This window comes from Bacillus sp. UNC438CL73TsuS30 (assembly GCF_000482325.1).
GTDB lineage: Bacteria > Bacillota > Bacilli > Bacillales > Cytobacillaceae > Neobacillus.
The window spans coordinates 72,968-86,636 of record NZ_KI535301.1 but is presented as its reverse complement, the minus strand read 5'-3'; the positions used below and the strand labels follow the sequence as shown (position 1 = coordinate 86,636).

Annotated in this window: 10 protein-coding genes and 1 rRNA gene; 3 read left to right on the top strand and 8 right to left on the bottom strand. The window is 38.3% G+C overall.

From position 1 onward, the window contains the following. The 4 genes from M028_RS0128880 to M028_RS31340 form a co-directional block, all read right to left on the bottom strand. A 16S ribosomal RNA gene (locus M028_RS0128880) occupies nt 1-232 on the bottom strand; the annotation flags it as partial. Nucleotides 233-655: 423 nt separating this feature from the next. After that, nucleotides 656-1,990 carry a flavin monoamine oxidase family protein gene (locus tag M028_RS0128875; RefSeq protein ID WP_026576930.1) on the bottom strand — a complete coding sequence of 445 codons (1,335 nt, stop codon included), beginning with the start codon at nt 1,988-1,990 and terminating at the stop codon, nt 656-658. Between the two features lie 24 nt (nt 1,991-2,014). Next, nucleotides 2,015-3,439: an amino acid permease gene (locus M028_RS31345; RefSeq protein ID WP_197031492.1), complete on the bottom strand. Its 1,425-nt coding sequence runs from the start codon at nt 3,437-3,439 to the stop codon at nt 2,015-2,017. Between the two features lie 81 nt (nt 3,440-3,520). After that, complete coding sequence (locus M028_RS31340) at nt 3,521-4,618, bottom strand: aromatic ring-hydroxylating oxygenase subunit alpha (protein WP_035425035.1); 1,098 nt, start codon at nt 4,616-4,618, stop codon at nt 3,521-3,523. A gap of 488 nt (nt 4,619-5,106) precedes the next feature. Between M028_RS31340 and M028_RS0128860 the strand changes: the two genes are divergently transcribed. Further along, complete coding sequence (locus M028_RS0128860; protein WP_026576929.1) at nt 5,107-7,542, top strand: penicillin acylase family protein; 2,436 nt, start codon at nt 5,107-5,109, stop codon at nt 7,540-7,542. Between the two features lie 72 nt (nt 7,543-7,614). On the opposite strand, the gene M028_RS0128855 is transcribed toward M028_RS0128860, so the two are convergent. The 4 genes from M028_RS0128855 to M028_RS0128840 all read right to left on the bottom strand — a co-directional run bounded on the left by M028_RS0128855 (nt 7,615) and on the right by M028_RS0128840 (nt 11,140). Beyond that, a complete protein-coding gene (locus M028_RS0128855; RefSeq protein WP_026576928.1) occupies nt 7,615-8,358 on the bottom strand; it encodes an amino acid ABC transporter ATP-binding protein in 744 nt (247 codons plus the stop codon). 37 nt (nt 8,359-8,395) lie between these two features. Then, a complete protein-coding gene (locus M028_RS0128850; RefSeq protein ID WP_026576927.1) occupies nt 8,396-9,058 on the bottom strand; it encodes an amino acid ABC transporter permease in 663 nt (220 codons plus the stop codon). A 56-nt stretch (nt 9,059-9,114) separates the two neighbouring features. Continuing rightward, nucleotides 9,115-10,278, bottom strand: a complete 1,164-nt coding sequence (locus M028_RS0128845; RefSeq protein WP_026576926.1) for a saccharopine dehydrogenase family protein — start codon at nt 10,276-10,278, stop codon at nt 9,115-9,117. A gap of 61 nt (nt 10,279-10,339) precedes the next feature. Beyond that, nucleotides 10,340-11,140 carry a transporter substrate-binding domain-containing protein gene (locus tag M028_RS0128840; RefSeq protein ID WP_026576925.1) on the bottom strand — a complete coding sequence of 267 codons (801 nt, stop codon included), beginning with the start codon at nt 11,138-11,140 and terminating at the stop codon, nt 10,340-10,342. Between the two features lie 236 nt (nt 11,141-11,376). Between M028_RS0128840 and M028_RS0128835 the strand changes: the two genes are divergently transcribed. Both M028_RS0128835 and M028_RS0128830 read left to right on the top strand, forming a co-directional pair. Further along, entirely contained in the window at nt 11,377-12,051 is a 675-nt protein-coding gene (locus tag M028_RS0128835) for a GntR family transcriptional regulator (protein ID WP_026576924.1), read from the top strand. 185 nt (nt 12,052-12,236) lie between these two features. Next, nucleotides 12,237-13,457 carry a CdaR family transcriptional regulator gene (locus M028_RS0128830; protein ID WP_026576923.1) on the top strand — a complete coding sequence of 407 codons (1,221 nt, stop codon included), beginning with the start codon at nt 12,237-12,239 and terminating at the stop codon, nt 13,455-13,457. The last annotated feature ends 212 nt before the right edge of the window (nt 13,458-13,669 follow it).

Here is a 13,669-nt window from a genome sequence, read left to right as displayed (position 1 = left end):
TGTAAGTGTCAGCCGAAACCGACTTTCAGCTTTTCCTCATGAGAGGAAAAGGATTATCCGGTATTAGCTCCGGTTTCCCGAAGTTATCCCAGTCTTACAGGCAGGTTGCCCACGTGTTACTCACCCGTCCGCCGCTAATCAACAGGAGCAAGCTCCTATTGATTCGCTCGACTTGCATGTATTAGGCACGCCGCCAGCGTTCGTCCTGAGCCAGGATCAAACTCTCCAAGAAAGTTGATATAGCTCATTTGTTACGTTGGCTCATGTTCTCTATATAATAGAAGAAACATGATTATTATTGTTTGTTGACGTTTTTGTTTGTTTAGTTTTCAAAGAGCAAGTTGACTCATTTTTTAATCGATCGCTCAGAAGCGACTTTATTATTATACTAACATATCATTTAATATGTCAACATCTTTTTTTTTGATTGTGTCATCTAAAAACCGTTTGTTTTTCAGCGACTTTTATACTTTAACATCATTAACACATTTAAGCAAGATAATTTTTCATTTTAAAATATCCTGTCCCATTAAACCTTTTCTCTTTTACCCTTCCCTTCAATCCAAATCCCATTCGGGCAATGAAACCGTCAATCAACTGAGCCCAATCGCAGAAAAAATACACGGACCAAAAATCCGTGTATTTCCTTCTTATATTACTTTATTTGAAACATTTGATTACGTGCCTTCTCGCGCGTCAGGTGTTTATGCACCTTTCTCCCCGTCGTAATCCCGCTCTCAATCGCTCCATCAATGAAGCCCGCCCAGCCATTTGCATAAGTAGTCCCCGCCAAAAACACATTATTTTCCGGCGTATTCCATTCCTTATGATAAGTGGTCAACTGGTTCGGCTTTAACATCGGCCAGGTTTCCCTGGAAAACTCATCATTTACCCAATCATGACCGGTACTTTCTAGCACCTCAATATCCGGTATCCAATGCCTTAATGCTGACTCCACTCCTGCCTTATCAGTTGGGCTAAGCATTGCCGCGCTTGGTCCAAACCCAACCACAATCGTATCATCACCCGCATACCGATCCACGTGAACCGAATTTAACGGATAACTGCCTGGGGCAAGAGCATCAAATGGGTCGTACTTCCCTTTTACAAGTGCCCATACTTTTACCCCTTTCGAAGTTTGCCCTTCCTTAGATGAAGCTTGTTTTTCACAAGAAAGCGCTGGTGCAAATTCAATATCCTGGAGTGTTGAAAGCGGTACGGTGACAATGACTGCTTTTCCCGTAAAAGAAGAACCATCTAATGTCGTAACTTCAACAGAATCTTCATCATGCTCGATTTTTTTCACAACGGTTGATAGCTTGATTTCAGCGTCAGAATCTTCTGCAATGGACTCCACCAAAGCCTTCGTCCCCTTTTTCAACCGGTAACTCGATACCATGGCACTGTGGGTATCCCAATTTCCGCGTGAAAAAATCCACCAGCGGAAGATTTGTGTTACTGCTCCTTCTTCAGGTGCACCGCAGTAGTCGGAGGCAACCCAGCCGTGCAAAATATCATATTCCTCTTGTGTGAGGCCAAAATCCTTCATAAACTGGGCCGCTGTAACTCCATCCAATTCTCTAAAATCAGGTGATTGTAATGGCTCAAATGGCAGAGGCATATATTTCATACTCTCGCTCATTAACCGTTCAACCGTGTTCCTGAGCTTATTTTTAAATTCAGCCGCTGGAGCAGAATGCTTCTTCCCCTCAGCAATCCAATAGACTTGTTCCGTCTTTGGGCCAGTAGCTAGTTCCAGGCCATAGCGGGTAATTTCTGTCCAAACATGCGGCTGATGCCAATGGACATAGGTTCCCCCCATTTCAAGCTCAGAACCTAGCCGGCTGTCCACCCATGTTCTGCCGCCTAGACGATCGCGAGCCTCTAAAATCAGAACACGATGTCCTAATTGCCTTAACTCCCTAGCAGCGGTAACCCCCGAAAATCCACCGCCGATAATGATCACATCAAAATCTTTTTCATTTTCCATTCATCCATCCTCCCAATCCAATTGTTAAATCTCTTCCGTCTCAATCCCAATCGCTTTGGTTTCCTGATGAATGGGCAGCATGATATTTCTTCGTTTGAACCAAAGGTAATAATATAAGTAGCAGGCAGCAATAAAGCCAAATCCCCAATATAACGATGCACGTTGTGTTGGATCAAATGCCATAAAGCCGAAAATGAACAAACACATGATAATACAGAGAATCGGGATAAATGGATAGAATCGAACCTTATATTTCAAATCTTCCACTTTACCGCCATTTTTAATATATTGTCTTCGGAATCCCATTTGGGCAACTGCTATCGCCAACCAGGTCAGCGTTCCACCGATTCCACTGACAGCCAATAGAACAACAAACAATGTATCAGCTGCCACAACACTAGTTAGAAGTGATAATAACGCAAAAATTAAGGTTACTAATAAAGCATTAAAAGGAATTCCACGTTTGTTAATTTTGCCAAGCGCTTTCGGGGCCATTCCATTTTCAGCTAATGAAAACATCACACGCGTACAAGCAAACAGTCCAGTATTACCGACGGAAAGAATCGCGGTTAAAATGACAAAATTCATAATGTCTGCTGCATAAGGAATCCCTACCATATCAAAAACAGTAACGAACGGACTTTCTAGAACACCAGCCTTTTTCCATGGAACAAGGGCAGATAATACAAACATGGCTAATACATAGAAAATTAAGATACGGAAAACGATATTGCGAATCGCCCGCGGAATATTTTTTTCTGGCTCTTCCGTTTCACCTGCTGCCACTCCCATAATTTCCGAGCCCTGAAAAGCATAAATGACGCTCATCATTGAGACGAAAACACCAACCATACCGGCAGGGAACATGCCATCGCCTAGAAAATGGGTAAAATATGGGGTGGATTCATGTTTCAGACTAATTACTCCGAACATAGCTCCTAATCCAACAAGAATGAACATAATGACAGCTAAAACCTTAATTCCCGCAAACCAATACTCTGTTTCGGCGAAGGTTCTGGTCGTAAGAGAGTTAATAGAAAAGAGAAGGACGATAAAAATTGCACACCAAATCCAAACCGGAACATCTGGAAACCATCGCTTCATTAGTACACCGGCTGCTGTAAATTCAAGCCCTACATACATAGCCCAGCTCAGCCAGTAGACCCAGCCGACCACAAACCCGGTAGCAGGTCCTATAAATTTTGTTGCATGGGCTTGGAAAGACCCGGATACTGGCATAACAACGGATAATTCCCCTAAACAAACCATGACTAAATACATGAGAAGGCCGCCGACTAAATAGGCTAGGATTGCTCCTAATGGACCGGCTTCACCGATTGCGTACCCAGACCCAAGAAACAGGCCCGTCCCAATGATTCCACCTAGAGACATCATAAATAAGTGCCTGCTCTTCATCGCCCGTTTCAATTCTACTTTTTTATTTTCCATTATCTCACCCATCTTCCACAAAATGATTATGATTAAGGAAGCGCTTACACAGAGGTGATGATTAAGAGATATTTCTATCTCTTAAAAAGTCTTGGATGGATTGGCAGTTTGCAGCGGCAAAACTGTTTCTAAATCCCTTTGCAGCAGTAAATGGAATTGATGAACTAAATTTTCAGTAAGGGAAAATCTGCCTTGGGTATAGGCTCCGGTCTCGATCCCTTTTTGGACTACTTCACAAATATCTAAATCCTCTTTTCTGACCAATTGATCCATTGCCATTAGTTCTTCTTCTTCTTCCGAAATTTCATCGGTCATAAAAAAAGTATTGTAAACATACTTGGTCGTTTTATGATCGATTGGGATCGATTGGTGGATTGATAGATTTGCAGGACCAGGATCGAAAGAGAACCACGTATTTGGATAGAGCCAATAATATCTGCCCCCTTGACCAAGTCCAAAGTCACTATTTTTTCCTTTTAACGGAGTGCCTTGGTAAGAATAGTATTCTTGCATCTCCATCTCGTATAGTTTCATATCAAGCTTAGAAACTAGAGTTTTATGAACAATCGAGCAGTGGTCGCATTCTAAGTAATTATCAATCCCAATTTTCCAGTTCGATTTACAAATCGTTTCTTTTACGCGAATTCTCTTGAGTTTGCTCAGATCATATTTTTCTACATGTTTAAACAGATCCGGAAATTGAGATACCATGGAAGGAGCATCGGGGTCTAAATTGACAAAAATAAAAGATTGGATGATTTCTAGTTGGATTGTTTTTAAACAAAAATCCTGGTAGTCAAAATGTTCACATCCGCCCATATTTGGCGCTCTTAATAGAGAACCGTCTGTCCGAAAGGTCCATGCATGATAGGGGCAGGTAAAGACTTGTTTATTCCCCTCTCCTTCTGCTAACTTTGCCGCACGATGTGTGCAGACATTGTAGAAAGCATGGATTTCCCCATCCTGTCCGCAACTCACAATAATCGGGCGGTCGGCCACTTCAGTGGTAAAATAATCACCTGGCTTTGTTACTTGACTAATATGACCAACGTACTGCCAGGTTTTACAAAAGATTTCTTTTTTCTCTACTTCAAGAACTTCAGGCTTGGTGTAGAGCCATGAGGGCAATGTATGGGCTTCACTAAGATTTTCACTTACTCTTACTTCTTTATTGTTCATGCACATAACCTCCTTTTTCCTTTTTCAACATAAGGTAATTGTAAATTAAAAATATTCTGAATCATATGTACAGTTTAACTAAAAAAAAGAATTCATGGGTCGAGGATTTTGTGTTGTTTCACTAAATTCTTCGAAAAACATTTGCTGTGAGAAAGGCTTTTGTGCAATCCTCCTAAAAATTCGCGATAAATTCTTACTTAAATTTATGTATATTTCACATCATAATGTTTAATTGGACCATTAGCTCTCTTACTCTTGTCTTGACATACAATTGATATATAAAAAGTGAAAAGCTGGCTTTTATCTAGTTTTATTTTCACAGTAAAATGTTACCAATTTTTAAAAATTAACTGAATTTTCTTCACTTTATTATAACAATAATTTATACTTCGTTTGTCAGGTGTTATATATAAAAATAGGGGGGAAATTAAGGACATCTTACAAATACTACATATTAGTAGGGATCATAAAATTAAAGGGGGTATTTGATGTTTAAAAGGATTCTATCTTTGGCAATTATTTTTCTTCTCTTTTTTTCATCAACACAAGCAATTGCCAAACAACCAAAAAAACATAGTATTACAAAAAATAATCATAGCGTAAAAATAGTGAGAGACCATTACGGTGTTCCCCATATATACGCAAAATCAACCAAGGATCTCTATCGAACTTATGGATATGTGATGGCACAAGACCGCTTATTTCAACTCGTCATGTTTCGTCGTAGCAATGAGGGAAACGTATCTTCCATATTCGGAGAAAAATATTTAGACTTTGATATGAGGATGCGTAGAGACGGTTACAATGATCAGCAAATAAAAGAAAACATTTCGAAAATGGATCCCTTTTCCCAAAAGGTCATGAACTATTTTGCAGAAGGGATCAACAAATATGTGAAAGAAGCTTTAAAAAATCCGGATCATTTATTATCAAAAGAGTTTCATGATTATCATGTAACACCAGAAATGTGGTCTGATGTTGACGTTTTACGATTATTCATGTCCTCTATGACCGTCTTTATGGATGAGGAACAAGAATTGGAAAATGCTAGAGTTTTATCTAAATTAAAACAACAATATGGATCTGAAAAAGCTGAAAAAATGTTTAACGATATTTATCCTGTTAATGACCCTACAGCACCGACAAGCATTATGAGCGGGGAAGCGGCAGTTCAAACACAACAGCCTAAAACGGAAAAACAAGTTTCACAGGCGGCTATTGAAGCAGGCAGCAAAATCTCTAAACAACGTAAAGAGTTCGAAGCCGCTGCCCACGAACTTGGAATCCCATTAAAAGTCGGAAGTAATGCTATGGTGGTTGGTCCGAAAAAATCAAAATCAGGAAATGCCATGGTTTTCGGAGGACCTCAGGTAGGTTTATCGGCTCCTGGTTTTATTTATGAGGTTGGTTTGCACGCCCCTGGGCTTGACATTGAAGGTTCATCCTTTGTTGGCTACCCTTTTATTATGTTTGGTGCAACGAAGCAGATGGGCTTTACAGCTACAGCGGGATACGGCAATGTAGTCGATCTTTTTAGTGAAAAATTAAATCCGCAGAATCCTCATCAATATTTTTACAAAGGCAAATGGACGAATATGAAAAAGCGGGTTGAAGCCTTTGACGTTCGCACCGACGATGGGAAAACGAAAACGGTAGAAAAAGTATTTTACGAAACCGTACACGGCCCTGTCATCGATTTAGATGAAAAAAGTCATACAGCTTACAGTAAGGCTTGGGCATTCCGCGGAACAGAGGGTCAAAGCTGGTCCGCCTATTTAGAATCAAACTATGCACATAATTTAAATGATTTCGCAAAAACTGCCAGAAAATTTACGATGTCCCTTAACTGGCATTATGCTGATAAACAAGGGAATATTGCATATTTCCATGTTGGAAAAATTCCAAACCGGGATAAGCGAATTGATCAAAGGCTCCCCACTCCAGGTACGGGTGAATACGATTGGAAAGGGTACTTAAATCCAAAAAATAACCCTCATGTGATTAATCCGGAAAGTGGGTTTGTTGCCAATTGGAATAATAAACCTGCACCAAACTGGACAAATGGGGAATTAAGTTATAAATGGACAGCAGACCATCGGGTACAACAATATATTGATCAAGCAAAAGCAGCAGATCATATCACACTAGATAAAATCAATGACTTCAATTATCATGCTAGTCTTGCGAATTTGCGAACAAAGTGGTTTAAACCTTATTTATTAGACGCACTTAAGAAAAATATCGATAAAAATCCAACATACAATCAGGTTTATCAATACCTGCAAAATTGGAATAATCTTAATGAAGATTTGGATAAGGATGGATATTATGATAGGCAGGCTATAACGATTTTCGAGGCGTGGTGGTCAGATGTTGTCGACAATTTATTTAAAGAAAATCTTGGAGATAGTTACGGAGACCTGAAGGATACGATTGATCAAGCATATGGCTGCGGCTTGTGTTTAAGAGTCTTCCAAGGAAAAGATTCAAAAAGCCCAGTTTACTATAATTGGCTAAACGGGGAAAACCGCGACCAGTTGATTCTTACTAGCTTGGATCAGGCATTGAACCAACTAGAAACAAAGTATAACGGAAATATGGATCAATGGTTAACCAAAGTACGGACGACAACATTTGGAGGAAGTTCATTTATTGGATTTCCACATGGTTTGGGTTCTGATATACCCATTCCCGTAATGAATCGAGGAAGTGAAAATCATTATGTGGAATTGACCAAAAAAGGCCCGTATGGGTTTAACATTACCCCGCCAGGACAAGTTGGTTTTATTAGTAAAGATGGTACGGTTCACCAGCATTACGAAGACCAAGTAAAAATGTACGAAGATTGGAAATTTAAACCGATTCTTTTTACTAAAAAGGAAGTAAAAACTCAAGCTGAGTCTGTTGATTATTTACAATTTTAAGATCATAAAACGTTCAGCGCCCAGCATAAATCTACTTGTTGGACGCTGAACTATTCATGTTTACTACAGTTTTTAAATTACCTTCATAAGGAATCTTTTTGTCCTTTCTTCCTTTGGATGGTTGAAAACTTCTTCTGATGATCCTTGTTCGACAATGACTCCCCCATCCATAAAAATGACACGATCAGCAACCTCTCTGGCAAATTGCATTTCATGTGTTACGACGACCATTGTCATCCCCTCTTGCGCTAAATCCTTCATGACCTGAAGTACTTCTCTAACTAGTTCAGGATCCAATGCAGAAGTTGGTTCGTCGAAAAGAATCACCATCGGTTTCATGGAGAGCGCCCTTGCTATTGCCACCCGTTGTTGTTGCCCACCTGAAAGCTGTGAAGGGTAATGGTTACACCGTTCTCCTAATCCAACTTTTTCAAGAAGGGCCTGAGCGAACTTTCTAGCTTCCTCACGCTGAACACCTTGTACGACCATTGGTCCTTCCATCACATTTTCAATGGCGGTCTTATGTGGGAATAGATTAAATTGCTGAAAAACAAATCCTGTGCTTTGCCGTAACGACCTGATTTCACTTTTCCGTTTTCGAGTAAGCTTTTCACCTGCTGGTAACATATGCTTGCCAATTTTAATAATCCCTTCGGTAGGTTCTTCTAAAAATGTAAGGCACCGTAAGAGTGTTGACTTTCCCGATCCACTTGGACCCATCAGAACAACCACTTCACTTTTATTTATCGAAAGATCAATTCCATGAAGAACTTCAAGATCGCCAAACTTCTTTTTAAGGTTTTGTAACTGGATGATACTCATTTCTCCTCTCCTTCCTGCAAAGTTTTTTATATCAATTGCCAACTGTTATATGCTGAGATGAACGTTTTTCAAGTTTGTCTAATAAGTTTGAGAAAAAGGCTATAATGATCCAATACAGCACGGCTGCCAATAAATAAATGGTTAATGGTTCAAAGGTTTTTGCGATGAGTAATGATGACATCTGCAATAATTCTGTAACGGTAATAACGGAGATCAAGGATGTATCTTTAATTAAAATGATAAAGGTGTTTGACATAGTTGGAATCGCAATTCGAAGGCTTTGAGGCAAGATAATTCTTTTTAGGGCCTGACCATACGTCATTCCCAATGAAACCGATGCTTCCATTTGGCCCTTATCGATAGATAATATGGAAGCACGAAAAGATTCCGATAAGTATGCTCCTGCATTTAAACTCAACGCAAGGATTCCGGATGGGATCGGTTCCATTTCGATACCAATTTGCGGCAGGCCATAATAAATGACAAATACCTGTACAAGTAATGGCGTTCCACGGAAAATGGAAACATAAAAGGCAGCCAATTTGGCCAAAGGTTTTAGGTTGGATATCCTTGCCAATGCTGTGAAAAATCCAAGGACGAGAGCGATTAAAATGGAAACTACAGCTAAAAAAATCGTCATTAATGTCGCATGTAACAATGCTGGCAGGGATTCTATTATTATTGAAAAATCCATGAATTTTCCTCCAGTCTAACAAACATCGATCTATGAAACTGCAAAATTATGGATGATTAACGATTCGATACTAGAACCTCTTCACGAAACGAAATGTCAATTCCTAAAGTTTTTAATTCTTCCATAAATGGGGTGAAGCGATCCCCGATGATCACATTTTCAACGGGAACAATCCCTACTTCGTTTATTTTTTTAGCAGCAATCCAATTGGCAAGTAACATTGCCGGGAGAGCGGTCGTTTTAGCCATAGAAGTTATATTTCGCTCATGATCATAAAAATCGACCATTTCCCATGTATATTTCACTTGCTGTCCAGCTTTTAGACCGCTAACCTCTACTCGTAATACCGTAATATCCTCTTTTGACTCTCCCTTCATATTCGGAACCAATATTTTCTCTGTAAAGGCACGTGGACTTGAATAATTCCCATTCACTTCAATTGGCTCCTCATCAAAAAAGCCTAATTCTTTTAAAGTATCCATTTTCCCCCAGTGTCCTTCATATCGAACGGTTTTTTCATATAATTTTTTCACTTTATCTTTTAGTGTATAGGCAGTACTATGCGCATCCGTAATGACGGCTTCACAAGCCCCAACAGGTTCTGGGAAAGTCATTTTTTCTAAACCTGAAAGAGGAGGAAATTCTATAAGCTTCCCGTTTTCAGCTGCCTTTGCCGGTCTTGTATAGAGTCCAAGCACACTCTCAAGTCGGAAAACCACCTGATACCATAATGGAGGTTTTGGAAATCTTGGAATACCGCCGCAAACCATAACGGCTTCATCTGCCTCATCAAGCATTTCGATTCCTTGTGCGGCCAAAAAGTTTGTAATACCCGGTGCAACCCCACACCCCGGCATAATAATGACACCTGCTTCTTTGGCTTGTTCATCCAATTCTAATTTTTCTTCAATTTTAGAACCGACTAAGTCTACCAGATGACATTTTGCTGAAATTGCCGCTTTAATAGCCGGTAAACTTAATGAATGTGGTAGACATGCAACAGCAACATCTGCATTTAGTAACACACTTTTGATTTCTTCAATCGTTCCTAAAGAAGTACATTTCCCAATCACTTTCGAGTTATTGGCAATTTCCAAACATTTATTCACACTATCCTGATTTGCATCGACTGCTGTTACTGATTCAATATTTGAAAACTTCACCAATTCACTCACTACTGTTGTTCCAATCATTCCTGTTCCTAAAACGACAGCCCGCATCATTTCAACCTCCTATTAACCTTTTAATTAATCATTTATTAATGTCCAAAACCCCAATACTTTATTTTTCTAATGGCTCTGTACCAAACCACTTTTTGTAGATTTGGTTGTATGTTCCATCCTTCTTCATATCAGCTAGGGTGGTATTCACCTTCTCAACAAAATCTCCATTTTCTTTTTTTACTGCCATCCCAATTTCATCTTTATTTAGAATATCGCTTGTGATTTTAATTGGTAAATTCTTTTCTTTAATGTTGTAGCTCATTAATAATTGGTCATTGATAATGACGTCCAATCTTTTGTTCGCTAAATCCGCAATATAGTCATTTACAGATTTATATAACTTTACATTCGCTCCATCCACACTTTTTGCAACTTCCTCAAACGTTGTTCCCCCACCAACTCCAACGTTTTTCCCTTTAATATCATCTAGTTTTGTAATATTATTGGTATCCTTTCTAGTGACTAAGACTGAACCCGTCACTACATAAGGATTGGTGAAATCAACACTCTTTTTACGTTCCTCGGTTACAGACATTTGGCCGATAATAATATCGAATTTATCCGATTTTAACCCGCCAAGAAGACTATCCCACTTTGTAGCGACGAACTCCGTCTTTACACCTAGACGTTTAGCGATTTCGTTCGAGATGTCTACATCGAAACCATCATATTTTTGATCATCATTTAAAAAATTGAATGGTGGATAGGTTCCTTCAAATCCTACTTTTAATACCTTTGATTTTTCTACCCGGTCCAAAACACTATTTTTACTATTCCCACTCGCTTCCTTTCCGCTACAGGCTGATAGAACACCGATGATCAATAATCCAATAATCGTTAATAACAAACCTTTTTTCATATAAATTCCTCCTTGGTATTTTAACTAATCGGTAAAGCGCTTTCATAAAAAAGAATTGCTCCACCTCTCTCAATAAAAAATGTCGTTCTAAATTGTCGTTCTAAATTGTAGTACAATTAATTAAAGTGTATACTCTACTAATATAGTTGTCAATATTTTTCGAATATTTTAAATATTGTTATATTGCTATAAGATACTTGGTTTGATAAAATAAAACAGAGTAGGTGAAAAGTCATATGAAAGAAAAAACCGTTGAGAAACATGTATACGACCAAATAAGAGCTGCAATATTAGGCCGTCAGCTGGCACCAGGTAAACAATTAGTAGAACATAATATTTCGAATACTTTAGGCGTAAGTCGCACCCCTATTCGGAATGCGATTAAAAAATTATCAATCGAAGGGTTAGTAGATTTGATACCAAATCGCGGCGCATTTGTAACCAGTCCTTCTAAAGAAGAGGTTATTCAGGCATATGAATTACGTGCAAAATTGGAATTTTTAGCAGTACAGAAATCAATGTTAGTTATGGATGAAGATGATTATTCTAGTATTAGGAAGATCATAGAGGATGAAAAAAAGAGTCTAAGGAATCGTCATTCAGAGGATTTTGTAAACGCCAATAAAGCTTTCCATATCGCTATTACCCAAAAATGTAATAATTCATTTTTAAATGAATTTATTGAGAGACTGATCAACCAAACAAATATTTACCTCATGCTTTTTGATGAATTTTTTTCAAACACAGGTCAAGAACCTTATAGTCCCGATGAACACCGCTATATTTTAGAATTAATTCAAAATAAAGATGAATCCAATTTAAAAATGGCCCTAGAAAACCACTTTAAGCACTCTATAACAAGTATTGATATCCGTTATAATGGATATAAAGACCTAAATGAAATTTTTTAAATATACCATCCCCATCCGCTGCCAATTATGGTTGCGGATTTTTTAAAAGAATAAAATTTTAAATTTTCTAAATAAAATGTACATTCAATGCAAAAATGGTAAAATTATAGAGATATTTTGTTTTGTCATTCATGTGTTATTAAAAAATCACCTCTTTCGTTGGCTGATTGAAAGGAGTTTAAGATATGAAAATCCTCGAACACATAGCCCAGGATATTGTTGAAAAAACGAGTGAAATCTTGCAATATCCGATCAGTATCACGGACAAAGAAGGAATCATTATTGGTTCAACCGATAAAAATCGAATTGGGCTCTTCCATCAGCCTTCCCTGGAAGTCATCCGGAAAAATACGGTGGTCAATTGTAAAAATGAAATCGAAAAGCGAATTCTTCCAGGCGTCTCGACGCCACTAAAATTTAATAATAAAGTCATTGGTGTTCTTGGGATTGTCGGCGACCCAAAAGAAGTTAAAAAATATGTTCAGCTTGTTAAAAATCAAGTAGAAATGATGTGCCAAGAAGCCTTTCGAAAGGAAATGGTGGATCTAAAGGAAAAAATGGTTGAAATGTTTGTTCACCAACTCATTCACTATCGTGAATCCATGAATGACATCAATGAACAAATTCTTCAATCGGCAAAACTGCTTGAATTTGATTTATATACCAACCGGGTCTGTCTGTTAATCGATCTCGATAATTTTTCTGAAAAGATTTCTACGAAGAAAGGAACAGACGATTTTTATGAAAGCTTTCCAATGCAATATTTCCAAAAAGAGCTTTTAAGCTTTTTCCAATTAATTTTTCAAGAAAATAATGATGATATGATTTCATTTCTAAGTCTGGAACGGTTAATCGTCATCAAGGCACTTCCTTATCCCCGCTCGTTTTCAGCTTTAGTGGAAGGTTTGCCAAATAAACTAGAAAAAATCAATACGTTTCTGGCAAAAAAATATGGTGTGACCGCTGGTATTTCTGCGGGCAATATCAGCAGCACTTTAAGTGGTATTGCCGAATCCTACCATAATGCCGTGAAAGCCATGTCGATTGGAAAGCAATTTAATCAGGATTCGGGAATTCATATTTATAATGAGCAGGAAATGCTCTGGAGGCTTCTGCCGAAGGAACTGACATCGGAATATAAGGATAAGCTGGTACAATTCATTGCCCCTTTGATCAAACAGGATAATTATGAGATTTTATCATCTACCTTTATCGGTTTTTGTCAATATAATATGAATTTAAGTGAGGCATCTAGGAATCTATTTATCCATCGAAACACGATTATCTATCGACTCGAAAAAATTAGCGAAATTACCTCTCTCAATACGAGTAGCTTTGAACATTGTATGCTCCTTTATACTGCAATTCAATGTTATGAGGAAACGAAAATGGAACCTGTACACTGACAGGTTCTTTTTACTTTTTTTACTTTGTTAAACTGGGAGTTGGTCTATATTCCAGGCGCTTCACTCTCCGTTGCAAAGGACTTTCTGAAATTAACAAAACACCAATAATAGTACCTGGTGCTTTTTGTAAGTAGTTCCTCTTTAGGTTATCTCTCTTCTTCTTTTTCTGCCCTCAACGGTCATCTAGTTCCTCTTTAGGTTACCTCTCCTGC